Origin of the sequence: Xanthomonas hortorum (genome assembly GCF_011305375.1) — a bacterium.
GTDB lineage: Bacteria > Pseudomonadota > Gammaproteobacteria > Xanthomonadales > Xanthomonadaceae > Xanthomonas > Xanthomonas hortorum_E.
This window is the reverse complement of record NZ_VCME01000016.1, coordinates 1-24,400: the sequence shown is the minus strand read 5'-3', so window position 1 is coordinate 24,400 and position 24,400 is coordinate 1. Positions and strand designations below refer to the sequence as shown.

The 24,400-nt window shown below is 64.3% G+C and carries 21 protein-coding genes, 1 other RNA gene and 1 pseudogene; 7 read left to right on the top strand and 16 right to left on the bottom strand.

The features are described 5' to 3' along the window. Nucleotides 1–53: 53 nt before the first annotated feature. The 3 genes from dnaK to hrcA all read right to left on the bottom strand — a co-directional run bounded on the left by dnaK (nt 54) and on the right by hrcA (nt 3,792). Complete coding sequence (dnaK, locus tag FFY45_RS14610; protein WP_176340979.1) at nt 54–1,979, bottom strand: molecular chaperone DnaK; 1,926 nt, start codon at nt 1,977–1,979, stop codon at nt 54–56. Nucleotides 1,980–2,121: 142 nt separating this feature from the next. After that, entirely contained in the window at nt 2,122–2,640 is a 519-nt protein-coding gene (grpE, locus tag FFY45_RS14605) for a nucleotide exchange factor GrpE (protein ID WP_176340978.1), read from the bottom strand. A gap of 99 nt (nt 2,641–2,739) precedes the next feature. Further along, nucleotides 2,740–3,792 (bottom strand): heat-inducible transcriptional repressor HrcA, encoded by a 1,053-nt coding sequence (gene hrcA / locus FFY45_RS14600; RefSeq protein WP_176340977.1) that lies wholly within the window; start codon nt 3,790–3,792, stop codon nt 2,740–2,742. A gap of 116 nt (nt 3,793–3,908) precedes the next feature. On the opposite strand from hrcA, the gene recN reads away from it, so the two are divergent. Then, nucleotides 3,909–5,573 (top strand): DNA repair protein RecN, encoded by a 1,665-nt coding sequence (gene recN, locus FFY45_RS14595; protein ID WP_176340976.1) that lies wholly within the window; start codon nt 3,909–3,911, stop codon nt 5,571–5,573. A gap of 118 nt (nt 5,574–5,691) precedes the next feature. Here recN and fur read toward each other — a convergent pair whose 3' ends face one another. Next, nucleotides 5,692–6,102, bottom strand: a complete 411-nt coding sequence (fur, locus tag FFY45_RS14590) for a ferric iron uptake transcriptional regulator (protein WP_006449456.1) — start codon at nt 6,100–6,102, stop codon at nt 5,692–5,694. 104 nt (nt 6,103–6,206) lie between these two features. Here fur and FFY45_RS14585 point away from each other — a divergent pair, with 104 nt between their 5' ends. Next, complete coding sequence (locus FFY45_RS14585) at nt 6,207–6,602, top strand: outer membrane protein assembly factor BamE (RefSeq protein ID WP_006449455.1); 396 nt, start codon at nt 6,207–6,209, stop codon at nt 6,600–6,602. Nucleotides 6,603–6,878: 276 nt separating this feature from the next. Here the strand turns inward: FFY45_RS14585 and FFY45_RS14580 are convergent, their stop codons facing one another. Beyond that, entirely contained in the window at nt 6,879–7,154 is a 276-nt protein-coding gene (locus FFY45_RS14580) for an RnfH family protein (RefSeq protein WP_176340975.1), read from the bottom strand. A gap of 3 nt (nt 7,155–7,157) precedes the next feature. Further along, on the bottom strand, nt 7,158–7,589 hold the full coding sequence (locus FFY45_RS14575) for a type II toxin-antitoxin system RatA family toxin (protein ID WP_006449453.1): 432 nt from the start codon (nt 7,587–7,589) through the stop codon (nt 7,158–7,160). Nucleotides 7,590–7,649: 60 nt separating this feature from the next. On the opposite strand from FFY45_RS14575, the gene smpB reads away from it, so the two are divergent. Continuing rightward, entirely contained in the window at nt 7,650–8,153 is a 504-nt protein-coding gene (smpB, locus tag FFY45_RS14570; protein ID WP_176340974.1) for an SsrA-binding protein SmpB, read from the top strand. A 132-nt stretch (nt 8,154–8,285) separates the two neighbouring features. Here the strand turns inward: smpB and FFY45_RS14565 are convergent, their stop codons facing one another. Continuing rightward, a complete protein-coding gene (locus tag FFY45_RS14565; RefSeq protein ID WP_176340973.1) occupies nt 8,286–10,736 on the bottom strand; it encodes a S8 family serine peptidase in 2,451 nt (816 codons plus the stop codon). Nucleotides 10,737–10,871: 135 nt separating this feature from the next. Here FFY45_RS14565 and ssrA point away from each other — a divergent pair. After that, nucleotides 10,872–11,268: a transfer-messenger RNA gene (gene ssrA, locus FFY45_RS14560) on the top strand. Nucleotides 11,269–11,404: 136 nt separating this feature from the next. Here the strand turns inward: ssrA and FFY45_RS14555 are convergent. Continuing rightward, the gene (locus FFY45_RS14555; RefSeq protein WP_176340972.1) at nt 11,405–11,575 is read right to left on the bottom strand and encodes a hypothetical protein; all 171 of its coding nucleotides are present in this window, start codon (nt 11,573–11,575) and stop codon (nt 11,405–11,407) included. 339 nt (nt 11,576–11,914) lie between these two features. Here FFY45_RS14555 and FFY45_RS14550 point away from each other — a divergent pair, with 339 nt between their 5' ends. Continuing rightward, nucleotides 11,915–13,615, top strand: a complete 1,701-nt coding sequence (locus tag FFY45_RS14550) for a diguanylate cyclase (protein WP_176340971.1) — start codon at nt 11,915–11,917, stop codon at nt 13,613–13,615. Nucleotides 13,616–13,738: 123 nt separating this feature from the next. On the opposite strand, the gene FFY45_RS14545 is transcribed toward FFY45_RS14550, so the two are convergent. Next, nucleotides 13,739–14,044: a hypothetical protein gene (locus tag FFY45_RS14545; RefSeq protein WP_176340970.1), complete on the bottom strand. Its 306-nt coding sequence runs from the start codon at nt 14,042–14,044 to the stop codon at nt 13,739–13,741. A 93-nt stretch (nt 14,045–14,137) separates the two neighbouring features. Between FFY45_RS14545 and FFY45_RS14540 the strand changes: the two genes are divergently transcribed. Then, nucleotides 14,138–15,112, top strand: coding sequence for a GGDEF domain-containing protein (locus FFY45_RS14540; protein ID WP_023903522.1), 975 nt, complete (start codon nt 14,138–14,140; stop codon nt 15,110–15,112). A 45-nt stretch (nt 15,113–15,157) separates the two neighbouring features. On the opposite strand, the gene FFY45_RS14535 is transcribed toward FFY45_RS14540, so the two are convergent. The 6 genes from FFY45_RS14535 to FFY45_RS14510 form a co-directional block, all read right to left on the bottom strand. After that, on the bottom strand, nt 15,158–16,582 hold the full coding sequence (locus FFY45_RS14535) for an efflux transporter outer membrane subunit (protein WP_023903521.1): 1,425 nt from the start codon (nt 16,580–16,582) through the stop codon (nt 15,158–15,160). Further along, nucleotides 16,576–17,307, bottom strand: a complete 732-nt coding sequence (locus FFY45_RS14530) for an SDR family oxidoreductase (protein ID WP_006451892.1) — start codon at nt 17,305–17,307, stop codon at nt 16,576–16,578. The genes FFY45_RS14535 and FFY45_RS14530 overlap by 7 nt, the downstream gene beginning before the upstream one ends. A 38-nt stretch (nt 17,308–17,345) precedes the next feature. After that, nucleotides 17,346–20,519 carry an efflux RND transporter permease subunit gene (locus FFY45_RS14525; protein ID WP_074057850.1) on the bottom strand — a complete coding sequence of 1,058 codons (3,174 nt, stop codon included), beginning with the start codon at nt 20,517–20,519 and terminating at the stop codon, nt 17,346–17,348. Between the two features lie 105 nt (nt 20,520–20,624). After that, nucleotides 20,625–21,815 (bottom strand): efflux RND transporter periplasmic adaptor subunit, encoded by a 1,191-nt coding sequence (locus tag FFY45_RS14520; protein ID WP_176340969.1) that lies wholly within the window; start codon nt 21,813–21,815, stop codon nt 20,625–20,627. After that, entirely contained in the window at nt 21,812–22,579 is a 768-nt protein-coding gene (locus tag FFY45_RS14515; RefSeq protein WP_006451895.1) for an SDR family NAD(P)-dependent oxidoreductase, read from the bottom strand. The genes FFY45_RS14520 and FFY45_RS14515 overlap by 4 nt, the downstream gene beginning before the upstream one ends. Next, the gene (locus FFY45_RS14510) at nt 22,576–22,803 is read right to left on the bottom strand and encodes a hypothetical protein (RefSeq protein ID WP_085462307.1); all 228 of its coding nucleotides are present in this window, start codon (nt 22,801–22,803) and stop codon (nt 22,576–22,578) included. Before FFY45_RS14510 ends, FFY45_RS14515 begins: the two co-directional genes overlap by 4 nt. 129 nt (nt 22,804–22,932) lie before the next feature. Here FFY45_RS14510 and FFY45_RS14505 point away from each other — a divergent pair, with 129 nt between their 5' ends. Then, a complete protein-coding gene (locus tag FFY45_RS14505) occupies nt 22,933–23,967 on the top strand; it encodes an XC_2801 family transcriptional regulator (RefSeq protein WP_023903516.1) in 1,035 nt (344 codons plus the stop codon). A gap of 323 nt (nt 23,968–24,290) precedes the next feature. Here the strand turns inward: FFY45_RS14505 and FFY45_RS14500 are convergent. Beyond that, a pseudogene (locus FFY45_RS14500) lies at nt 24,291–24,400 on the bottom strand (IS110 family transposase); the annotation flags it as partial.

Below are 24,400 nucleotides of genomic sequence, written 5' to 3'. Positions count from 1 at the left end.
GATTGGCACGTTTACCGGCTGCCAATCCCCACTCCCGACTCCCAAATCACGGCTTACTTCTTGTCGTCCTTGACCTCGGTGAACTCGGCGTCCACCACGTCATCGGCGGCCTTGGAGGCCTGCGCGTTGCCGCTGGCGGCATCCGCAGTGCCGCCCTGTTCTGCCGCGGCGGCGGCTGCATACAACGACTGGCCGGCTTCTTCCAGGGTCTTGCTGCGCGCTTCGATCTGCGCCTTGTCGTCGCCCTTCATGGCTTTTTCCAGATCCGACAGTGCCGCTTCCACCTTGCCGATCACATCGCCGCCGACCTTGCTGCCATGCTCGGTGATCGCGGTGCGGGTGGCGTGGATCAGGCCATCGGCCTGATTGCGGGTCTGCACCAGTTCCTGGAACTTCTTGTCTTCTTCGCGGTTGGCTTCCGCGTCGGCGACCATGCGCTGGATCTCTTCATCCGACAGACCCGAACCGGCCTTGATCTCGACCTTCTGTTCCTTGTTGGTCTTCTTGTCCTTGGCCGACACGTGCAGGATGCCGTTGGCGTCGATGTCGAAGGACACCTCCACCTGCGGCATGCCGCGCGGCGCCGGCTCGATGCCGGACAGGTCGAACTTGGCCAGCGACTTGTTGAAGCGGGCCTGCTCGCGCTCACCCTGCAACACGTGCACGGTCACGGCCGACTGGTTGTCTTCGGCGGTGGAGAAGGTCTGCGAGGCCTTGGTCGGGATGGTGGTGTTCTTTTCGATGATCTTGGTGAACACGCCGCCCATGGTTTCGATACCCAGCGACAGCGGGGTCACGTCCAGCAGCAGCACGTCCTTGACGTCGCCGGCCAGCACGCCGCCCTGGATCGCGGCGCCCACGGCCACGGCTTCGTCCGGGTTGACGTCCTTGCGCGGTTCCTTGCCGAAGAAATCGGCAACCGCCTGCTGCACCTTCGGCATGCGGGTCTGACCGCCGACCAGGATCACCTCGTTGACATCGCTGGCACGCAGGCCGGCGTCGTTCAACGCGGTGCGGCACGGCTCGATCGACTTCTTGACCAGGTCTTCCACCAACGCTTCGAGCTTGGCACGGGTCAACTTGATGTTGAGGTGCTTCGGGCCCGAGGCATCGGCGGTGACGTACGGCAGGTTCACTTCGGTCTGCTGGCTGGTCGACAGCTCGATCTTGGCGCGCTCTGCGGCGTCCTTCAGGCGCTGCAGCGCCAACGGATCCTTACGCAGATCGATGCCCTGATCCTTGTTGAATTCGTCGACCAGGTATTCGATGACACGGTTGTCGAAGTCTTCGCCGCCCAGGAAGGTGTCGCCATTGGTGGCCAGCACTTCGAACTGCTTTTCGCCATCGACTTCGGCGATTTCGATGATCGACACGTCGAAGGTGCCGCCGCCCAGGTCGTACACCGCAATCTTGCGGTCTCCGCCGTTCTTGTCCAAGCCATAGGCCAGGGCCGCGGCAGTCGGCTCGTTGATGATGCGCTTGACGTCCAGACCGGCGATGCGGCCGGCGTCCTTGGTGGCCTGACGCTGGCTGTCGTTGAAGTACGCCGGCACCGTGATCACGGCCTCGGTGACCTTCTCACCCAGGAAATCCTCGGCGGTCTTCTTCATCTTTTCCAGCACGCGTGCAGAGATTTCCTGCGGCGCCATACGCTTGCCATCGCTGGTCTGCACCCAGGCATCGCCATTGTCGTGGGCGAGGATGCCGTACGGCACGTGCGAGATGTCCTTCTGCACTTCGGCGTCGGTGAACTTGCGGCCGATCAGGCGCTTCACCGCGTAGAAGGTGTTCTTCGGGTTGGTGACCGCCTGGCGCTTGGCCGAGGCACCGACCAGCACTTCGCCGTCCTTGGTGTAAGCGACGATCGACGGCGTGGTGCGATCGCCCTCGGAATTTTCGATGACGCGGGCCTTGCCGCCGTCCATGATCGACACGCACGAGTTCGTGGTGCCGAGGTCAATACCAATGATCTTGCCCATGGATACGCTCCTGATGGTTCTATAGCTGTGTCCGGCGACGCCGGGTCTGGCTGAGATGTGGGGGTGGTGCGCAGGTGTTCAAGCCACCTGCGCGAATCTGCGTTCCGTGCGAGCGCCTGGCAGTTCAGCCGGGCGCCAGCGTTCAGTCGTGTTTGGCCACGACCACCAGGGCCGGGCGCAGCAGCCGGTCGTTGAGCAGATAGCCTTTCTGGAACACCTGCACCACGTGGCCCGGCGCGATGCCGGCGGCCTCGCCCTGGCTGATCGCCTGGTGCTGGTCCGGGTTGAACGGCTGGCCGACCGGATCGAGCAGCGTCAAACCATTGTCGGCAGCGACCTTGAGCAGCTGCTTGTAGGTCATGTCCAGGCCATCGCGCAGCGGGCTGGGTTGGCTGCCGGCGGCGGTCAGGCCCGCATCCAGGCTGTCGAAGACCGGCAGCAGCTCGCCCAGCAATTTCTCGTTGGCGAACTTGCGCGCGTTGTCGACATCGCGGGCGATGCGCTTGCGCTGGTTTTCCAGATCGGCGCGCTCGCGCAGGGCATCGGCCTTGACCAGCGCGATCTCGCTGCGCAGCGATTCGATCTCGGCCTTGAGCGGATCGGTCTCGGGTGGGTTCTGGGACAGGTCTTCGGAGTCGAATTCGGAGTGGTCTTGGTTCATGTGCAGTTCCCGGGCCGGCGGAACGCCCGCCCCAACGTCACCCCGTATGTGGGCGCCCGCGCGCGTTTCAAGCAAAACGATCGCCCCGATCGACTGCGGTTATCGCGTTGCGGGCGGTTCCATGGCCGCGCCGAGCACCTGGGCGGCGGTCTGCACCAGCGGAATCAGCCGATCGTAGGCCATGCGTTTGGGCCCGATCACCCCCAGCACGCCCAGCACCTGGCCATTGGCGGCATACGGCGCGGTGACCAGCGAGACGTCTTCCAGCGACACCATGCCGGTCTCCTCGCCGATGAAGATGCGCACGCCAGGGGCTTGGATGGTGCGTTCGAGCAGCTGCAGGATCTCGCGCTTGCTGGCGAAGGCCTCGAACAGCTCGCGCAGGCGGTCCAGGTCCGACAGGTCCTGCACGCCCATCAGCCGGGTCTGCCCAGCCATCACCATGTCGTCGGCCTCGGCCGGCATCAGCGCCTCGCTGGCCAGATCCACGCTGTGCGCCAGCAGCTGCTCCATCTCGTTCTTGGCCACGCGCAGCTCGCGCAGCAGCGAGGCGCGAATATCCGATAGCGCGCGCCCGGCAAACTGCGCATTGAGGTAGTTGGCCACCCGCTCCAGCTCGGCCGGCTCATAGGCCCGGCGCGGCTCGATCACCCGGTTCTGCACCTCGTTGTCGGCAAACACCAGGATCGCCAGCACCCGCCGCGCATCCAGCGGCACAAAATCGATATGCCGGAAGGCGAACTGCTCGCGCCGCGGCGCGCTGACCACGCCAACGAAGTGGCTCATCGCCGACAGCATCTGCGAGGCACTGCCCAGCAACGATTGGGTGCCGTTGCCGCTGGCAAGCTCGGCGCGCAGGCGGCGCACCTCTTCCTCGCCCGGCGGCTGCATCTGCACCAGGCTATCGACGAACACGCGGTAGCCGTGCGCGGTGGGAATACGCCCGGCCGAGGTGTGCGGAGAGCTGAGCAGCCCCACATCTTCCAGGTCGGCCAGAATATTGCGGATGGTGGCCGGGCTGACATCCAGCCCCGCGTGCTGAGCCAGCGTCTTGGAGCCCACCGGCTCGCCGTCGCGGATGTAACGGGCAATCAGCGTCCGTAGCAACTGGCGTGCGCGGGGGTCGAGCGTTGGGGACTTTGACGCGCGCATGGGATCATCCGGTGAGACTGGGCATAGATAATCTCTGGCCCCGTGATTGGCAAGGGTCTCATTCCCTCGCCGCCCCTCCCACCCTAAGCTTGCCCAAAGCGTTCACACTCGATCCCATGCTCAGACACCTCTCCATCAAGGATTTCGCCGTCGTCCGCGCCACCGAACTGGAATTCGGGCCGGGCATGACCGTGGTCTCCGGCGAAACCGGCGCCGGCAAGTCGCTGATGGTGGACGCGCTGGGCTTTCTGTCCGGCCTGCGCGCCGACAGCGGCGTGGTCCGCCACGGCGCCGACCGCGCCGAGCTGTCGGCCGAGTTCCAGCTGCCGAGCGAACACCCCGGCCTGACCTGGCTGGCCGACAACGAGCTGGACGACGACGCGCAATGCCAACTGCGCCGCATCATCCGCGCCGATGGCGGCTCGCGCGCCTGGATCAACGGCCGCCCGGTCACCTCTTCGCAGCTGTCCGAGCTGGCGTCACGGCTGGTGGAAATCCACGGCCAGCACGAGCACCAGGCCTTGATGGCCCGCCACAGCCAGCTCACCCTGCTCGACGCCTACGCACGCAACAGCGCGCAGCGCGAACAGGTGCGCCAGGCCAGCCGGCAGTGGCAGGCGCTGCTGGACGAGCGCGATGCGCTCTCGGCGCAGGGCGACGTCTCCGACCGTATCGGCTTCCTCGAACACCAGTTGGGCGAACTCGAACGCGAAGACCTGGACCCGGCCGCAATTGCCGCGCTGGACGTCAATCATCGTCGTCAGGCGCATGCCACCGCGCTGATCGGCGCCTGTGAAAGCGTCCTCCAGCAGCTCAACGGCGACGATGGCGCATCGGCGCTGGGCCTGCTGCAGGGCAGCCGCCACGACCTGGCCCGCGTCGCCGAACACGAGCCGCGCCTTGGGGAGGTGGACGCACTGCTGGACAGTGCCGCAATCCAGATCGACGAAGCGCTGGCCCTGCTCGACCGCGTACGCGACGACCTGGATGCCGACCCGGCACAGTTCGAAGCCATGGAACGCCGGCTCGGCCGCCTGCACGATCTGGCGCGCAAGCACCGCGTGACCCCGGACGAACTGGCCGCCCACCGCGACCGCATGAGCCAGGAAGTGGAAAGCCTACGCGGCGCAGACGAACGCCTGCAGCAGCTGGACAAGCACATCGCCACCGCAGCCGACGTCTGGCGCAACGCCGCCGCCGCCCTCAGCGCCAGCCGCACCACCGCGGCAGACTCCTTGTCGGCCGCCACCACCACGTTGATCGGCGAGCTGGGCATGGGCGGCGGGCAGTTCCTGATCCAGTTGCAGCCGCAGGACACCCTGCGCCCGGACCCGAACGGTGCCGAGCGGGTCGAATTCCTGGTCGCCGCCAACGCCGGACAACCGCCGCGCGCGTTGCGCAAGGTCGCCTCCGGCGGCGAGCTGTCGCGGATTTCTCTGGCGATCGAAGTGGCTGCACTGGGGCTGGACAGCGTGCCGACCATGGTCTTCGACGAAGTCGATTCCGGCATCGGCGGCGCGGTGGCCGACATCGTCGGGCAGAAGCTGCGCGCCCTGGGCGAAGAGCGCCAGGTGCTGTGCGTCACCCACTTGCCGCAGGTCGCCGCCAAGGGCCACGCGCATTACCGGGTCAGCAAGGCGCCGGTGGACGGCATGACCCAGAGCGCGGTCGAACTGCTCGGCCCGCAGGCCCGTCAGGAAGAACTGGCGCGCATGCTGGGCGGTGTGGAAGTGAGCAAAGAGGCTCGCGCGGCCGCACGCAAGCTGCTGCAGAGCGCGTAATCGGCTGGATTGCTGGATTGCCGGGCGACACGCTCGGCGTTGTCGAGGCGGCTACCCTCTGCAAACGTACAAGGCGGCCGAAGCCGCCTTGTCGTTGCCGCCGTGCTGCGCGCCGGGTTTAGCGCACACGCTTCTTGCGCACGTACAGCACCAGCGAATGCTCTTCCAGCTCGTAACCGTGCTGGGCGGCGATCTGGCGCTGCAGCGCCTCGATCTCTTCGCTTTCGAACTCGATCACGTGGCCGGTATCCACATCGACCATATGGTCGTGGTGGCCACCGCGATCCAGCTCATAGACAGCCTGGCCGCCTTCGAAATTGTGCTTCAGCACCAGGCCGGCAGCCTCGAACTGGGTCAGCACCCGATACACCGTGGCCAGACCGATTTCGTCGCCGTGGTCGAGTAGCTGGCGATAGATGTCTTCTGCGCTGAGGTGATGGTGATTGCTCTTTTGTTCGAGCAATTCCAGTATCCGCATCCGCGGATGGGTCACCTTGAGCCCGACTTTGCGCAGGTCGTGGGTTTCCATACGTTCTCCGTTCATTGGCGATTTAGCGCCAGCTGCCTTCAAACGGGTCGCGGCGACCGGGGGGAGTGTATCATCGGCGTGATTTCCTCAGCACTTAATCCCCGATGCGCAATCTCCTGCTGGTCGCCGCCGTTGCTCTTTCCACCGCTGGCTGCGGCATCATCTACAAGCAGCCGATCTACCAAGGCAATCTGATCAAACAGAATGCCGTGGAGCAACTCCAGGTCGGCCAGAGCAAGCAGCAGGTCAGCGCGTTGCTGGGCACTCCTTCGATCCCCGACCCGTTCCATGCGCAGCGCTGGGACTACACGTCCACCCAGCGCGTAGACCGTCTGGCGCACACCGAGGTCAAGAACTTCGTCGTGTACTTCGAAAACGAGCAGGTTACCCGTTGGGAGGGCGATTATTTCCCGGCCCAGGACGAGCAGCTTGCCAAGTCGGCACCCAAGCAATTCGGCCGCAATCTGGCGCGCGACAAGAAGAAGCAGCGCGGCCGTTGATGCGGATGCTCGGCGATTTTGCGATCGTCTGAGTGTTGGCAGGACCAGAGAACGCATCCCTTTAAACGGATGCGTTTTTTAGTTTTGGCCGGTCGGAAAGACGTGTTCGATCAAGGACTGCAGCGCGGGCCCTGACACCGACTGCGCTTTTTTGTCGGCTGCGTCGTGTCCACAGGCGCTTCTCCGAACCAACGGCTACGTTCGGCTTTTCAGGACAGTTACCGGAAGAGTTCGCTGTGCCGCACCGCGCACTTGCGTCGCAGCACTGGCAAACGACTAGGGGTTGGGACCGGCCTTTTTGCTGGGTCCGGCACGGCGACGCCGCGCCTCTTTCGGATCCAGCAGCAGCGGCCTGAGCAATTCGACCCGGTCGCCATCGCGCAGCACCTGATCCGGCCGCGCAATTACCCCATGAATCGCCTGCGCTGCGAGTGGCTGATCCACCGCCAGACCAGAGGCGGCAATCGCCTCGGCTACCGTGGCGCCGTCAGGCAGATCCAGTTGCATCGAGCTGTAGCGATCCGGCCAGGCCAGCACCACTTCGACCTGCATGGCTTACACGTCGCCGCGATCGGCGACCCGCACGAAATCGTTGACCATGCGATCGGCCAGCCCCTGAAAACCCAGCGCCAGCGCCGGACCCAGCAGCCGCGAGCTGGTCTCCACTTCCATCGTCAAACTGACCTTGCAGGCGTTTTCGCCGAGCGACTGAAATTCCCACAGCCCTTCCAGACGCTTGAACGGGCCGTCGCGCAGATGCATGACGATGCGTTCCGGGCGCTCAAGCCGATTTTCGGTGGTGAACCAGGTGCGGAACGACCCCAGCCCCAGATCCAGGCGCGCCACGATATGCGCCTGGTCCTGCTCAAGCACATGGGCAGCGTCGCACCAGCCGAAACGGCGCGGATAGGCGGCGACATCATTGACCAGATCGAACATGCGGGTGGCGCTGTGTTCGACCAGTGCGCTGCGACGGATGGTAGGCATTCTCTAACTTGTGAAAGACAGAAGATCGTTTGAAGACACCGAATCGGCGACAATAGCGGCATGAGCAAGAAACCAGCCAAGGATAAAGCAAACGGCGCGACGGCCACGAAAACCATCGCGTTGAACAAGCGTGCGCGCCACGAGTACCACCTGGAAGAGCGCTACGAAGCCGGCCTGGCCCTGCAGGGCTGGGAGGTCAAGGCGATTCGCGCCGGCCGCGCCAATATCATCGACGGCTACGCGTATGTGCGCTCCGGCGAGATTTTCCTGATCGGCGCGCAGATCACGCCGCTGATCCAGGCCTCCAGTCACACCGTGCCGGCGGAACGCCGCGACCGCAAGCTGCTGCTGCATCGTCGGGAAATCGACAAGGTGCTGAGCAGCGTCGAACGCGACGGCTACACCCTGGTGCCCACTGCGCTGTACTGGAGCAACAACAAGGTCAAGCTGGAAATCGCACTGGCCAAGGGCAAGCAGAACCACGACAAGCGCGACGCCGCCAAGGACCGCGACTGGCAGCGCGACAAGCAGCGCGTGATGCGGCGGCATAATCGAGATGCGTGAATCGGGAATGGGGAATCGCAAGAGCTGTGTAGGCTTGCTGCGTTGACCTCACGTTAGTTCACGCCGCGGGCATTGCCGGATCATCGAGAAGCATCGCGCTTTTACGATTCCCCACTCCCGATTCCCGATTCCTCACGTCGCTCCAAGCATCCGCATCAGATTCGGCACCCCCCTGCCCTGCACATAGCGATCGCGTTGCAGATCGGTACTGGTCTCCAGCAGCAGTTGCTTGACCCGATCCGGAAAGCCGATGAACTCGCGGCGTGCGGAAAGAAAGCCGGCCAGTACGCCGGAGACATGCGGGGCGGCCATGCTGGTGCCGCTCATCTCCACCATCAGGCTGGCCGCATCGTTCGGGTCGAAGTCGTAATAGGCCGACAGGATCTTTTCGCCTGGTGCGACCACATCGGGCTTGCCGCGACCATCGGCGGTCGGCCCGCGCGACGAAAAGTACGAGACGCCGTAGTTATGCGGGCTGCTCTTGTGCACCGAGCCGACCACGATGGCGTCTTCCAGATTGCCCGGGTCGCTGATCGACAGATCCATGTTGGCCGGATACGCATCGCCATCGTTACGCATCAACCAGGCCATGCCCTCGTTGCCGGCGGCGACGACAACCAGTACGCCTTGCCGCCATAGCCGGCGCAACTCGTTGCACAACGGCGTAAAACCGCAGCCGTAACTCTCCGGGTCGAAGTAGCCGCCCAGGCTCAGGTTGACCCCGTGGATGACCAACTCGCCTGCGCGCTCGTTGATCGCAGCCACTTGCTGCACCGCCTTGATCATCCACGAATCGCGGCCGTTTCCGGCGTCGTCCAGCACCTTGAATCCATACAACTGCGTGTCCGGCGCCATGCCGGCGAACTCCTGTGGTTTACCGGGATTGCCCTCCACGTCCGCGATCACCGCGCGAGATTGGCCGGCGATGATGCCGGCGATATGGGTGCCGTGCCCATGCCGATCGAGCCTGGCGAATGCATCGCCATCTGCGCGCGTCAATCGTTTAGGCGCGCCACGCCGCGTGCAATCCCATTGCGCCAACACACTGTCACGCTCGCCTTTCACGAAGAAATGCGGATGACTGGCCGCGATGCCGGTGTCCAGCACCGCCCAGCCGATCTGCTGCCCACGCGCGCGATACGCGGTGCGCGCAGCATCGGCATGCAAGACGTTGCCGGAGACGTTGATCAGGGCGCGCTTGCCGGCATCGCGCCACACGCGCCGGAACCCCAGTGCGCGGTAGCGATCCTGCAGGGACTCGATCTCGAAGCGCGTCAGCCGCGCCGAGACGAAACGCTGCAATCCGTCTTCCAGTTCGATCGCCTCATCCAATGCGTCGCCGCTCAAGCCGGTGCTGCGTGCCGCGGTCTCGCGCAACTGCGCCAGCAGCAGCGCACGCGTGGCGGCCGGGTCGTCGCCGAGCAGGCGACGATCCAGTTCGATCAGCACTTCGTGCCGATGCTCGGACCCATGCGCTTCCAGCTGCTCGCTGAGATCCTTGATCAGCACCGCGTTGGACACCGGCTGATCGAAGCCCATGCCGACGGCCTCACGCACCGCCGCACGCACCTGCGGAATCGACAGATAGCCGGAGCCCGAATGGGGATTGTGCTGCCAATCCGGATTCAAGCGTGCGCCCGAGAGGTTTTCGAAACGTCCCTTGGCATTGGCGATGTCGTCGGTGAGATCCGGGTCCAGCGCGATCGGGTCGCGTGTTTCGGCCACGTTGATCCAGCGCCGCACGCACTCGGGAAACGGCAGCTTGCGCGTGCCGGTCCAGCGTTTGAACATGCTGCGCACTTGCGGCAAGCCCAGCGGCGAGCCCAAGGTCAGGAACAAGCTGACCTCGCACTCGGCGGCTTGCAGCTGGCGCAGCACATCGAAGGCGATCATCGAGCCCTGGCTGTGCGCGACCACCACGAACGGCCCGCCGCCCGAGCGCAACCGCTGCGCCAGGCTTTCGCGCATCAACGCCGCACGCTCGGGCACGAAGAACAGATCGTGCACGTCCTGCAGCAGCGCGGCAGAGATCAAGCGCAGCAGCACGCGGTTGATCGCATCGATCGGGCCTTTTGCCTGCACGTCACCAACGGCAGGCGTGGCGGACGCCGTGTCCAGCTCGTCCAGCAAGCGATGCAGATCGCTGCGTTCCTGCTCGCTCTGCGCCAACGCATCGGCCAGCAGATGCAGATCCTGCTCGCCCGGCACCAACCCAAGCGTACTCAAGGCGCGCTGCACACCCTGATTGAGCGCAGGGCCGACATCGCGCGCATCGCAACTGCCGGGCTCGGCGACCGGATACCGTTCGCGATTGACCCAGTACGCCAGACGCGTGCGCTCGCCCATCGGCCGTCCGAACAAGGCCTTGTCCCATTGGCAGCGCAACACCTCGGCCGGCGGCTTGTTGCCGATGCCATGGATGTAGATCACCGTGCGCGCCTTGTCCTGCACGCGGCTCTTCGCCGTGGTCTGCGGCTGCGCGCTGCGCGCTGCACGTTTGCGCGCCGGTTGATCGGCAGTGGCCGCTGGTTTGCGGGGCGCTGCACGCGCCGGCCGTGGACGTGGGGGCTTGCTGGTCGCCATCGCTTCGCTCCTTCGTTTACAGATTGTTCCGTTCGGTACGGGACTGAAGCCACTGTAAGCGCTGCGTATCTCACCACTTGTGACAGGGCGCGCCGATCCCTACACTGGGCAGGTCAGCGTTTTGATGCTTTCCCCGGGGGTGCACTGGTTTCGACGGGGGTCGCGAAGTCGCTTGGCGCATGCCGAGGGGGCAGCTTTCCTCGTTAATCCAGCAGCAAACTTTTAGTTGCCAACGATGACAACTACGGTTCGGACTACGCTATCGCCGCTTAACTGGCTTTAGTTTTAGTTCTACAGCCGCCTAAGGCGAACCCCCGAACCTACTTGTGCCCGTGCTCGTAGATGTAGGGTCATTATCACGGAACCGTCGGTAGTGGCTGCCTGTCAGCTACCGGTTAGATAAAGCAGGCTGGTTTCCAGGTGCGCTTTGCCAACCGTGCTGCCTGGAAATGAGATCTAACGGAGGGCTAAGCATGTAGTGCTGGGGATGGAGTGCTTCCGGACGGCGGTTCGATTCCGCCCACCTCCACCAAACAACGGTCCTAAGACGACCGACTAAGGCCGGGGCTCTCGATGCAGAGGGTTCCCGGCCTTTTTCATGGGCGCTACAAAGTCGTCGGATCGACGGCCCATCCGATGAAGCGCCGCGCCCTTCGCTGCGCATTGCGTCAGATAGTGACGTGACCTGTCTGTTCGGAGGCCATGGTCGGCGCGACCGCGATCTGTGGCGAGCTCGCCTCTACGGGCAAGGCATCGCCGCGCAATCGGTCGAAAAGCTGCAGTAATTCGGTGGCTTCTTGCTGCAGCAGGACCAGGGCGCTCTTGTTGGGCTCTTCCATCTCACGCTCCTCTGGAGACCCTCCCCAGCATCTTGATGCAGTGAGAGCAAACCTCGTGCCAGCGTCGTGGCTGCAGGCATCCGTGAGCTGTAGTTGCACCACACAGAATCCGTGACATAAGCGCGGCGCACCGAGCACCAGCACAATCGATGGGCAGCAGCATCCAACGAGTGACCAAGACGTGTGGGCGGCGCCAACGTGCCACGCAATATCGACGCACCGTTCTCGGCACGCGCCTCACTGTCACTACCGGAATTCTGAACGAACGGTCAAACGAGGTGAAGCGTAGGCACGCGCTTTGCATCAGCCTCTACCAGACGATCAGTGTTGGGGAACACGGTGTTGACCAAAAAAGCAAAACGCCATGCTGCTGGGGCTTTACTGCTCGGCGGGGTGATCTTCGTGCTGATCGGCGTGGGCGGGTATCTCACCACGCAGCGCTCGCTCTCCGATGCCGGGTGGGTGACGCATACGCAGGAAGTGATCGCCAGCATTGATGAAATCCAGGCCGGCATGTTGTCGGCGGAATCTTCGGTGCGCGGCTATGTGCTCACCGACAATGAGGCGTTTCTGGGCGTGTACGCCGATGCGATCGGGCGCCTGCCCGAACGCATCGTGCGTCTGGAAGCGCTGGTACAGGACAACGCGGCGCAGGAGCGCAATGTCGTGGTGCTGCGACGGTTGATGGACACGCGCCTGGTGCAGATCAACGACTTGCTGCACAGCTACCGCGCAAACGGCCTGGATGGCGCACGTGCTTCGATTGCGCGCGGGGTGTTTCAGACCTCCTCCACGCTGCGTCGCCAGGTGCAGACCATGACCGAGCTGGAACGCCGCCAGTTGGTGACGCGTACCGAGACCAACCAGACCAGCGCGCAGTGGGTGCTGCGTAGCACCGTGATCGGCATCATCAGCGGCCTGTTGGTGATGTTGCTTGCCTACCGCCTGCTGTCGCGGGAACTGGAACGCCGCGTGCGTGCCGAAGACGAGGCCAGCAGCACCAGCGAGCGACTGGTGGAGTCGTTCGCCGCACTCGAACGCACCTCTGCCGGGCTGGAGGCGCTGTCGCGCTATTCGGGGCTGCTGCAGAACTGTCGCGATGCCGAAGAAGCACTGGAAATCACCGCGCGCACGATTGCGCCGTTGATCCCCGGTGCCTCTGGCGCGGTCTACCTGCTGCGCGCCTCGCGCGATCGCGCCGAGCCGGTGGTCACCTGGGGCGCGATGGCCGACGACGACAGTGCCAGCATTGCGCCGCACGACTGTTGGGCGCTGCGTCGCGATCGCACGCATGTGGTGGAAGACACCAGCCAGGGCATGGTCTGCCAACATGCCGGCGCCAATCTTCCGGCGCATGCGAGCACGGTCTGCATCCCGTTGTCGGCGCAGGGCACGCAATTGGGCATGCTGGCGTTGCGCAGCGAGGATCCGCGCGAACTGACCTCGTTAACCGTGGCCGAAGCGGCCGCAGAACAACTGTCGCTGGCGCTGCACAATCTGCGTTTGCGCGAGACGCTGCGTCAGCAATCCATCCGCGATCCGCTGACCGGTCTGTACAACCGCCGCTATCTGGAAGAGGCGCTCAACCACGAACTGGCACGCTGCACGCGCCGGGCGCTGCCGTTGTCGGTATTGATGCTGGACGTGGACCATTTCAAACAGTTCAACGATCTGCATGGGCACAGTGGTGGCGATCGCGTGCTGGCGGCGATTGGCGAATTCCTGCTGACGCAGATGCGCGGCGAAGACATCTGCTGCCGCTATGGCGGCGAAGAATTGACCATCATCCTGCCGGAAGTGGATCTCCCCACCGCCAGCAAGATGGCCGAGAAGTTGCGCGTGGGCATCGAGGCCTTGCAAGTCATGGCCGACGGGGTATCGCTACCCAAGATCACCGCCTCGTTTGGTGCGGCCAGCTTCCCCGAGCATGCGGGCAATGCAACGCAGTTGCTGCGGCGTGCGGACGAGGCGCTCTACCGGGCCAAACAGGCTGGGCGCAATCAGGTGGTGAGCGCGGGCGCTTCGACTGCCGCAGTGTAATCGTCGATCAGCTGCAACAAGGCGCACTGTCGCCAGGAATGCGATCTGCAGATGCTGCCTCGCGGTCGGGTCGCGCCTACCTGGCTGCCGTACCCTCGTATTGCCAATCATGCAGAGCAAGACTCAAACGCATGCCTGCCCGTCTTCGTCGGTTGGAATCAGGCCGGCGCCGGCAAGCATTGCATCGACGCGGGTCCGCACATAGGCCGCCTCTTCGGGCTCGACGCTGCTCAGCAGGGCTTCGGCGCGCGCCTGGAAATCGAGATAGTCGAAATCCGCATCTTCATCGGCCGACAGCTGCGGCAATGCATCCTGCAACGCATCCAGGCGCGTCTCGAGTTCTTTGCGGGTAGGCATGGCAGACTCCAATGGCAAAGCGGACACGGTTGCGGCAAGGCCGTCAACAAGGTGCGAAGTCCTGCCCTGCAATGCTTCATCTTCCTACCCGATGCAGCGGCACTGCACGCTCAATTTCCACAGTGCGCAGTCGATAATGATGCCGACTCCTATAGAACCTTCCCTGTGATCCTCCACCTGCGGCGGGATTTCCGCCTCGGCATCGTCAAGATGCTTGGGCCAATCACCGCGCTGTTGCTCTGCCTCTATGCGGTTTACCTGGCCATGACCGGTCAGGTCGTCGCCTGCCTGATCACCGCAACGCTCGGTGTGCTTGCGGTATGGCGCGGCTGGCAGATGCGCAGTGCCGACCGCACCGGTGTGGGCGGGGTGTGGCTGGCATCGATCAATGTGAGCGGGTGCCTGGTGGCGTGCTGGACCGGCGGCGATGGCGCGCTGCCCTGGCTGTTTCCGGTGCTGGCGACCAATTATTTTCTATGCGGGCCGCAACGTGCGGTGCTGCTCAGCCTGCCGCTGTTGGCGGCACTGTTGTTGTTGCCCGGTTTGATCGTCAGCCCTGGTCAAGGCGTGTCGACGGTCGTGGTGACCTTGGTGACGCTGACGGTGGGGTATGCGTTTTCGCTGCGCATGCAGGACGACCGCGTGCATCTGGAAGAGCTGGCCTCGCTGGATGCGCTCACTGGTTTGCCCAACCGACGCATGCTCGAACGCGCGCTCACCCATCAGATCGATCAGCGGCAACCGCATGATCGGCTCAACAGCCTGATCATTCTGGATCTGGATCATTTCAAGGAGGTCAACGATCTGTACGGGCATGCCGCAGGCGATGCCGCACTCTCGGATCTGGCCACCATCCTGCGCTATGAGGTACGCGATCCCCATCAGGTGTTCCGCTTCGGCGGCGAAGAATTCGTGGTGTTGTTGCGCGCCGGCTCGCTGCAGGAACTGGAAGCGGCGACCGAGCGCCTGCGCAAGGTCATTCGCAATGGCCTGCGCGGCCCGGGTGGACGTATCACGGTGTCGCTGGGTGCGGCCCGCCACGATGGCGAGACGCATTGGCAAGACTGGTTTTCACGCGCCGATGCGGCGCTGTATCTGGCCAAGAACGGCGGCCGCGATAGCGTGCGGGTTGCCGACTGACCCACCGGTTGCGGGGCGACACCTTGGCCGCCCCGCATGCCTGCTTCAACGATTGACTACAGCCACCGGTACCGCAGGTGCTTCACCCTGCTTCCAGCCGCCCAGCGCTTTGTAGACACCGACCACACCAACATTCACTGCCGCTTCGGCCTGTGCCAACGCATCGTCTGCGGCCAGTTGGGTGCGTTGTGCATCCAGCAGCGTGAGGAAGTCTTCCGAACCCTCGCGGTAGCGGATCTGCGCCAACTGTTCGGCACGCCGTGCGGCATTGGCCTGCTCCACCACGATCGCCAGACGCGCCTGCTGACGGCCGTAGCCGATCAGTGCGTTCTCGGTGTCTTCCAACGCCAGCAACACGGCCTGCTGGTATTGCGCCAACGCGCCTTCGGCCTGCGCCTTGCTGGCACGCAGGCGCGCACGCACGGTGCCGAAGTCGAACGCTGCCCAGCTGATCGACGGGGTGATCGACCAGGCCTTGCCACTGCCCTCGGTCAGCCTGGCCGCATCGCCGGACAGGAAGCCGACAAAGCCGCTCACGCTGATGCGCGGGAACAGGTCCGCAGTCGCGACGCCAACCTGCGCGGTGGCTGCCGCCAGGCGCCGTTCGGCACTGCGCACGTCCGGTCGCTGACGCAGCAGCCCGGCGGTGTCGCCCAGCGGCAACGCACGTGCGAACGCGGGCGTGGTGCGCGGTACCAGAGTGGCATCCAGCGCGTCCGGCGCCTGGCCGAGCAACACGGCCAGACGGTGGCGGTATTGCGCCTCGGCGGTTTCCAGCAACGGAATATCCGCCTCGATCGCCTTCAGCCGCGCCAGGCTGCTCTGCACTTCCAGCTCGCTGCCGGCGCCCAGGTCCCAACGCGTCTGCGTCAGTTTCTGGGTGTCGTGCAGGTTGGTCAGCGTGCGCTTGGAGACATCCAGCTGCTTCTGCGTGCCACGCAACTCGAAATAGTTGCGCGCCACTTCGGCTGCGACCGTGACCTGCACGTCGAGCAAACCGGCTTGCTCGGCTTCCAGATCGGCACGCGCCGCTTCCGACGCACGCCGCTGACGACCGAACAGATCCAGCTCCCAGGCCGCATCCAGACCCAGGGTGGTCTGTTCGGTGAGGAAACGCTGATTGCCGGCAATCACCTGCTGTTGTTCGCGCCGATCGAAGCTGCCCTGCGCAGTGATGTGCGGCGCCTGGTCCAGACGACGTTCGACGAACACCGCACGCGCCTGCTTGACGCGCGAGACGGCGATGCGCAGATCGTGGTTGGCAAACAAGCCATCGCGCACCAGTTGCTCCAGCACCGGGTCGTCGAACTGCGACCACCAGTTGCCGACCGGCGACTCGGCACTGTAGGCCGCGTCCTGCGCGCCCTGCAGCGTCACCGCGGCGGGCGGGTCGGGCCGGTAATCCGGTCCGACCGCACAACCGCTGAGCACCAGCGCGGCCAGTGCCACGCTCAAGAATGTCCTCACCATGGCAACACGTCTCCCAAATACGTAAAGCTGCCGGTGGCGCCGTGCGCGTCGAGCAGCGCCATCTGCACGCTGCTGTGCGCGCCCTGCTCCACTTCGATCTCACCGTTACCAGCGTTCATATCGGTTTTGACATAGCCCGGATGCACGCTGTTGACCTTGATGGCGGTGTCGCGCAGCTCATAGGCCAGATGCACGGTCCAGCTGTTCAGCGCGCTCTTGGAGGCGTTGTACGCAGGAACCTTGGCGTCGTAGATCGGCGAGCCGGGTTGGCTGTGCAAGGTCAGCGAGCCGAGCTGGCTCGATACGTTGACGATGCGCCCGGCCAGCGAACGTCGCAGCAGCGGCAGGAACGCCTTGGTCACGCCGACCACGGCGAACAAATTGGTGTCGAAGGTGCGCTTCCACACCTCCAGACTCTGCTGCGACGGCGTGCGCTGCATGTCGTCGATCATGATGCCGGCGTTGTTGATCAGGATGTCCAGGTGGCCATGACGCTGTTCCACCGTGCCGACTGCTGCGGCGATACTGATGTCGTCGTTGACGTCGAGCTGGATGGCTTCCACCGGCAGGCCCTCGGCCTGCAGCTTGAGTGCGGCAGCGACCGCGTCATCGCGCTTGCGGCCGGCCAGCAGCGTGTGCACGCCGGCCTGGGCCAATTGCCGAACGGTTTCCAGGCCGATGCCGCGGGTGGCACCGGTGACCAGTGCAATTTTGCTATTGCTCATTTCAAGATCCTTCGAATGTAGAGAATGCACCGCGGCGCTTACGCCTTGACGGGTTCATGCGAGACGGCAGCAGGCGCGGCGGGTTGTTCGCCACGGGTCACCCACTTGCGCAGGGCCACGTAGAACACCGGGGTCAGGAACAGGCCGAACAAGGTCACACCGAGCATGCCGGCGAACACGGTGATGCCGGTGACCGAGCGCACTTCGGCGCCAGCGCCATGGCCGAACACCAACGGCACGGTGCCGGCGATGAAGGCGATGGAGGTCATCACGATCGGGCGCAGACGCAGGCGGCAGGCTTCCAGCGCGGCTTCGACGATGCCCTTGCCGTGCATTTCGAGTTCGCGGGCGAACTCCACGATCAGGATCGCGTTCTTGCACGCCAGGCCCATCAGCACCACCAAACCCACCTGCACGAACACGTTGTTGTCGCCACCGGTGAGCCACACGCCGAACAAGGCGGACAGCAAGGTCATCGGCACGATCAGGATCACTGCCAACGGCAGCGTCCAGCTTTCGTACAACGCGGCCAGCACCAGGAACGCCAGCAACACCGCCATCGGGAACACGATCAACGCCGAGTTGCCCTGGATGGATTGCTGATAGCTCAGATCGGTCCACTCGATGTTCATGCCGTTGGGCAACACCTTCGGCGCCATGCCGGCCAGCGTCTGCATCGCCTGTGTGGACGAGAGCACACGCGGATCAGCTTCACCGATCAGATCGGCGGCCGGATAGCCGTTGTAGCGGATCACCGGGTCCGGGCCGTAGGTCTGGCCCAGCGTGACCATGCTGCCGATCGGCACCATCTGCCCGCGATCGTTGCGGGTGCGCAGGTTGGCGATGTCTTCGACACTGTCGCGGAACTGTCCATCGGCCTGGGCGATCACCTGGTAGGTGCGACCGAAGCGATTGAAGTCGTTGATGTACGACGAACCCAGATAGGTCTGCAGCGTGTCGAACAGATTGGTCAGCGGCACGCCCTGCGCCTTGGCCTTGTCGCGATCAACCTTGGCGTCGAGCTGCGGCACGTTGGCCTGATACGTGCCGATCGGGAACTGCATGCCCGGCGTTTGCGAGATCGCACCGGACATCGCATTGACCGCACTCTGCAACTGGCCATAGCCCAGACCGGCACGGTCCTGGATATACAGCGAGTAGCCCGAGCCCTGCCCCAGACCCAAAATCGGCGGCGGCATGAACGCAAACGCAAAGCCCTGCTGGATCTGGCTGATGCGTGCGTTGATCTCCGCATTGATCTGCTCGGCGGTGCGGCTGCGCTGGCTAAACGGCTTGAGGGTGAGGAACACCGTGCCGGTGTTGGGCGTGTTGGTGAACTGCAGCGGATTCAAACCCGGGAACGCGATCGCGTGATCCACGCCTTCGGTCTGCAGCGCGATCTGGGTGATCTGACGGATCACCTCATTGGTGCGCTCCAGCGAGGCGCCTTCCGGCAGTTTGGTACCGGCGATCAGATACAGCTTGTCCTGGGTCGGAATGAAGCCACCCGGCACCACCTTGAACATGAAACCGGTGGCCACCAGCAGCAGCAGATACACCATGAACACCGCACCGCGCTTGCCCAGCGCACGCGACACCGCGCCCTGATACTTGTTGGAGCTGGTGTTGAAGAAGCGATTGAACGGACGGAACAACCAGCCGAACAAACGATCGATCAATCGCGTCGGGCCATCCTTGGGTGCGTCGTGGGCCTTGAGCAACATGGCCGCCAATGCCGGCGACAGCGTCAACGAGTTGATCGCCGAGATCACCGTGGAGATCGCGATGGTCACCGCGAACTGCTTGTAGAACTGGCCGGTCACGCCCGACAGGAACGCCATCGGCACGAACACCGCGCACAGCACCAGCGCGATGGCGATGATCGGCCCGGACACTTCGCGCATCGCCTGATGCGCAGCAGCCAACGGGCTCAGGCCTTCTTCGATATTGCGCTCGACGTTTTCCACCACCACGATCGCGTCGTCAACCACGATGCCGATCGCCAGCACCAGCCCGAACAGGCTCAGCGTGTTGATCGAGAACCCCAGCAAATACAGCGCGGCAAACGTACCGACCACCGACACCGGCACTGCCAGCAACGGGATGATCGAGGCGCGCCAGGTCTGCAGGAACAGGATCACCACCAGCACCACCAGCAGCACCGCCTCCAGCAGCGTGCTGACCACCGCACTGATCGAGTCGCGCACGAACACGGTCGGGTCATACGCGGCCGACCACGCCATGTCCTGCGGGAACTGCTTTTCCAGCTCCGCCATCTTGGCGCGTACCGCATCGGACAGCTCGATCGCGTTGGCACCGGGCGACTGGAACACGCCCATGCCCACCGCGTTCTGGTTGTCCAGCTGCGAGCGCAAGGTGTAGTTGCCGGCGCCCAGTTCCAGACGCGCCACATCCGACAGGCGCACGATCTCGCCGCTGTTGCCGCTGCGGATCACGATGTTGCCGAACTCTTCTTCGGTGGTGAGGCGGCCCTGCGCGTTGATCGACAGCAGAAAATCGCTCTTGTTGGGCATCGGCTCGGCACCGAGCTGACCCGCGGAGACCTGCACGTTCTGCTCGCGGATCGCGGCAACCACGTCGCTGGCAGTGAGCCCGCGTGCGGCGACCTTGTCCGGATCCAGCCAGATGCGCATGGCGTAATCGCCCGCACCGAAGATCTGAATCTGGCCTACGCCAGGCAGGCGCGACAGCTCGTCCTTGACCTTCAGCAACGCGTAGTTGCTCAGGTACAACGAGTTGTACTTGCCCTTGGGCGAGGTCAGATGCACCACCATGGTCAGCGTTGGCGACTGCTTCTGGGTGGTGACACCCTGCCGGCGCACGTCCTCGGGCAGACGCGCCTGCGCCTGGCTGACGCGGTTCTGCACCTGCACCTGCGCCTGGTCCGGATCGGTACCCGGCTTGAAGGTCACGGTGACCACCAGCACGCCATCGGAGCCGGCGACCGACTTCATGTACATCATGTCTTCCACGCCGTTGATGGCTTCCTCAAGCGGCGTGGCGACGGTCTCGGCGATGACCTTGGGATTGGCGCCCGGATACACCGCACGCACCTGCACGCTCGGCGGCACCACTTCCGGGTACTCGCTGATGGGCAGCAGCGGCATGGCGATCAGGCCGGCAGCGAAGATGATGATCGACAGCACCGCGGCAAAGATCGGCCGGTCGATGAAAAAACGGGAAAAGTCCATTGGGGTGGTCCTGAAAGAGGTTGCCGCCGGGTGGCGGCGCGGCACAGCGGCCCCGAACCGGCCTTTTAGAAAGACCGGTGCTCATGGGTGCGATGCAGCGATGAATCAGTTCGACGCGGTGCGCTTGTCCGACGCGGGGACCATCGCCACGGTCTTGGCATCGACCGGCATGCCAGGCATGAAGATCTTCTGCACGCCGTCGACCACCACGCGGTCGCCAACGGCCAGTCCCTTGCGCACGATGCGCAGACCATCGGCATTGCGGCCGAGCTCCACATCGCGCCGCTGCGCCTTGCCGTCCTTCTCGACCACATACACGTACTTGCGGTCCTGGTCGGTCAGCACCGCCTTTTCGTCGACCAGCATGGCCTTGAACTGGCCGCTGCCCAGCAATTGCACGTGGGCATACAGGCCCGGCGTGAACTGCCGCTGCGCGTTGTCCAGCACCGCGCGCACGCGGATGGTGCCGGTGCTGCGGGTGACCTGGTTATCCAGGAAATCCACGCGCCCGGCATGCGGGAACCCCTGCTCGCCGACCAGGCCGATGCGCACCGGCAACTCGCCGCCACGCGCGTCCGGACGCTCGCCATCGCGGGTCATCTGCGAGTAGCGCAGGAAGGTGCCTTCGTCGGCATCGAAGTAGACGAACATCTTGTCCAGCGACACCAACGTGGTCAGCACACTGGCACTGTCGCTGGCCGTGACCAGGTTGCCGGCGGTGACCATCGCACGCCCGGCGCGGCCGTCGATCGGTGCGCGGACGCGGGTCCAGTCCAGGTTGAGCTTGGCGGTATCCACCGCAGCCTGCGCGGCCAGCACCTCGGCATCGGCCTGGTCGCCAGCGGCGCGGCGCTGCTCCCATGTTTCGGTCGAAATGGCCTGCTGCTCGGACAACTTGCGCGCACGTGCCGCTTCGCTGCGGGCCAGATTGGCCTGCGTGCGGGCACGCACCAGCGCCGCATTGGCACGCGCGAATTCGGCGCGGTAGCTGCGGTCATCGATGCTGAAGAGCACATCGCCCTTCTTCACTTCGGCGCCTTCGACATAGTTGACCTTGTCGATATAGCCGGACACGCGCGGGCGCAGCTCGACGCTTTCCACCGGCTCGATGCGGCCGCTGAACTCGTCCCACTGGCTGATTTCCTTGGTCAGCACCGGGGCGACGCTGACGCTGGGCGGCGGCGGTGCGCCGGTTTCGGCGGCCTGGCTGCCGCAACCGGCCAACACGACCGCCAGTACGGCGCCCGTCAATACGGTACGCAAGGGAAAACGGAACGGGGTGGCGTTCGTAGTCATGGGGAAATCTCTCGGGTGGGGATGGGGAAATGCAGACCTGCCAGCCGGTCCGCCGACGGAGCGGCATGCAGGCGACGACTGACGGTCACGACAGGTTGTCCGGGCTGGCCAGGCCCGACGATCAACGACACGGCGGCGCGACCGACATCCACGGCGCGGATCCACTCCGGACACGCATCCTTGGCACGGCCGGGCGTACACACCGGTTGCTCGATCGACAGCAGGTGGACACGCACGCCCAGCGGCTTGGCTTCTTCGTGCAGCACCTGGGCGAGCATGCGGGTGGCCGCAGCGGCAATGGAAATATCGCCATGCGCGGCCCAGGCGCGCAGCGGGCTGCCGAGCAAGAGATAGCGGCCGCCGCCATCGGCCTCGCTCAGCAGCGGCAACAGATGGCGGGCAGCAGCCAGATGCGGCAGCACGTCGCGCTCCAGGCGGCGACGCAACGCAGTGACCGGGCGGTCCAGCAAGCGGCCGGCCTTGAGCGGGCTGCCCAGGCTGGCGATCACTGCCGCCAACGGATGTGGGCGTTGCGCCAGTTCGGTCGCCAGCGCCTGCGCGGAGGTGTCGTCGGCCACCGAGCCTTGCAGGGTGTCCAACAGAGGAGAGTTGCCGTGCTCCGCGCGTAGCGCATCGAGCTTGGCAGCATCGCGTCCAATCACGAGCACCCGCATGCCGGCGTCGAGCAGCGCGGCGACGATACCGGCGCCCACATTGCCCGCGCCACCGATGACAGCCGTCTCGGATTGAACCATCCCAGTCATGGGACTTTCACTCCCGACATCGGGACAATTCCGCTCTGCATCCAGCGCGCGGGCAGTCCAGCCCGTTTGGCCGGCGCACCGCCGGCCTGACGCTTCGGCGACGCTGCAAATGTGCGCGAAACACCGGCACGCGGGCTTTTCGCCGACGAAATCACTGGATCGAAGGCACCTTCAATCGCATTGCGTGAGGTGGAGGACAAACCGAAAACGTCGCACAACCACATGGCCGTGCTCCTGCATGGAGGGGATGACGTACAAGTTAGGCCTCAAAGCAGGACTTGATTAGTCCTGATTTAGGGGAATAATCGTCCCGTAAGCGGTCCAATCCTCCTGACCCCCTGGAAGGCACCCCCATGATCCACGATCTCAACGACACCCTGATCTTCGTCAAGGTGGTCGAGCAAGGTAGTTTTATCGCCGCCGCCAACGCGCTCGGTCTGCCCAAGACCACCGTCAGTCGCAAGGTGCAGGAACTCGAAACCCGGCTCGGCGCGCGCCTGCTGCATCGAACCACGCGCCGGATCGGCCTGACCGAAGCCGGCTCGGTGTATCACGAACATTGCCAACGCATCGCCCGCGAACTGGAAGAAGCCGAAAGCGCGGTCGGGCAATTGCAGTCAGGCCCGCGCGGCTGGTTGCGCTTTACCGTGCCCTACTCGCTGGGCATCACCTGGATCGCACCGTTGCTGGGCGAATTCCATGCGCAATATCCGGAGATCCAGCTGGACATGCACCTGGGCAATGAGAAGCTGGACCTGATCGGCGGCGAAGCCGATCTGGCGCTGCGTGTCGGTGCGCTGCCGGATTCGAATCTGGTCGCACGCAAACTCGGCAGCCTGCGCACGCAGGTCTTCGCCAGCCCGTCCTATATCGAACGCTATGGCGAACCGCTGCATCCGGACGAGCTGCAATTCCATCGCACGCTGGCACTGCGCAAGAACCGCAATGTGCACAACAACCGCTTTTTCTGGTCGCTCAGCGACGGCAGCGACGTGCGCGACTTCCCGGTCAATCCGCTGATGGTGGCCAACGATCCGGCCGCGCTTAACGGTGCAGTACTCTGCGGCGAAGGCCTGCTATTGACTGGCGATGTAATGGCCAAACCGTTCGTGCAATCGGGCCTGGTGCGTCGCGTGCTCGCTGGTTGGACAGGCCCGGAGGTCGACTTCAACGCAGTGTTTGCTGGCGGCCGTTTGGTCTCGCCAAAAGTGCGCGCCTTCGTGGACTTTCTGGTCACCCGGATGAACTTCGACGCCGACTACATGATGGCGCAGTGCCCGGCGCGTCTGGCTGCGCAGAAAGCAGACAACGATGCGAAGGTGGAGGTGGTCACAGAGGCGAAATTGCGCGCCGAAGGCAAGCGCATTCTGGAAAACGTCACCGCGTAATACCGATCAAACAGCCGCCCAACGGAGTAACCCTTCTCCCTCCGGGAGAAGGTGCCCGAAGGGCGGATGAGGGTACGGTTGCACGTTTGGATGCAGTCAACATTTAGGTCAAAAGCCTAGCTCTAGGTCAAAAGCCGAGTTAGTCGAGGGCGCGGTGCCCTCACCGCTCGCGGGACACGCCGCAAGTACGTCCGTGTAGCAACTGTGTTGATCAGGACCTCAACCCGCGACCTTTGAGCGGTTTCCTTCAGGCGCGTTCATCGGTAGGTGCCGGCCGCTGGCCGGCACGCTTTTTTGCGTTTGCGCATGGCCGTCAAATGCGCTCAGGCGGGCTGCATGGCGGCTCTTTCATCGCGTACGCGCGCATTGAGGATGACCAGCATCTTGCGCATCACCGCCACAAGGGCGACCTTGCCCTCCTTGCCGCGTGCCC

Excerpts from the sequence above, each read along its gene's own strand:
- FFY45_RS14525 (WP_074057850.1), bottom strand. The coding sequence starts at position 20,519 with ATGGACTTTTCCCGTTTTTTCATCGACCGGCCGATCTTTGCCGCGGTG.
- FFY45_RS14535 (WP_023903521.1), bottom strand. The coding sequence starts at position 16,582 with ATGGTGAGGACATTCTTGAGCGTGGCACTGGCCGCGCTGGTGCTCAGC.
- FFY45_RS14505 (WP_023903516.1), top strand. The coding sequence starts at position 22,933 with ATGATCCACGATCTCAACGACACCCTGATCTTCGTCAAGGTGGTCGAG.
- recN (WP_176340976.1), top strand. The coding sequence starts at position 3,909 with ATGCTCAGACACCTCTCCATCAAGGATTTCGCCGTCGTCCGCGCCACC.
- FFY45_RS14580 (WP_176340975.1), bottom strand. The coding sequence starts at position 7,154 with ATGCAGGTCGAAGTGGTGCTGGCCTGGCCGGATCGCTACAGCTCGATG.
- FFY45_RS14515 (WP_006451895.1), bottom strand. The coding sequence starts at position 22,579 with ATGACTGGGATGGTTCAATCCGAGACGGCTGTCATCGGTGGCGCGGGC.
- grpE (WP_176340978.1), bottom strand. The coding sequence starts at position 2,640 with ATGAACCAAGACCACTCCGAATTCGACTCCGAAGACCTGTCCCAGAAC.
- smpB (WP_176340974.1), top strand. The coding sequence starts at position 7,650 with ATGAGCAAGAAACCAGCCAAGGATAAAGCAAACGGCGCGACGGCCACG.
- hrcA (WP_176340977.1), bottom strand. The coding sequence starts at position 3,792 with ATGCGCGCGTCAAAGTCCCCAACGCTCGACCCCCGCGCACGCCAGTTG.
- FFY45_RS14585 (WP_006449455.1), top strand. The coding sequence starts at position 6,207 with ATGCGCAATCTCCTGCTGGTCGCCGCCGTTGCTCTTTCCACCGCTGGC.
- FFY45_RS14565 (WP_176340973.1), bottom strand. The coding sequence starts at position 10,736 with ATGGCGACCAGCAAGCCCCCACGTCCACGGCCGGCGCGTGCAGCGCCC.
- dnaK (WP_176340979.1), bottom strand. The coding sequence starts at position 1,979 with ATGGGCAAGATCATTGGTATTGACCTCGGCACCACGAACTCGTGCGTG.
- FFY45_RS14530 (WP_006451892.1), bottom strand. The coding sequence starts at position 17,307 with ATGAGCAATAGCAAAATTGCACTGGTCACCGGTGCCACCCGCGGCATC.
- FFY45_RS14575 (WP_006449453.1), bottom strand. The coding sequence starts at position 7,589 with ATGCCTACCATCCGTCGCAGCGCACTGGTCGAACACAGCGCCACCCGC.
- FFY45_RS14520 (WP_176340969.1), bottom strand. The coding sequence starts at position 21,815 with ATGACTACGAACGCCACCCCGTTCCGTTTTCCCTTGCGTACCGTATTG.
- fur (WP_006449456.1), bottom strand. The coding sequence starts at position 6,102 with ATGGAAACCCACGACCTGCGCAAAGTCGGGCTCAAGGTGACCCATCCG.
- FFY45_RS14555 (WP_176340972.1), bottom strand. The coding sequence starts at position 11,575 with ATGGAAGAGCCCAACAAGAGCGCCCTGGTCCTGCTGCAGCAAGAAGCC.
- FFY45_RS14510 (WP_085462307.1), bottom strand. The coding sequence starts at position 22,803 with ATGTGGTTGTGCGACGTTTTCGGTTTGTCCTCCACCTCACGCAATGCG.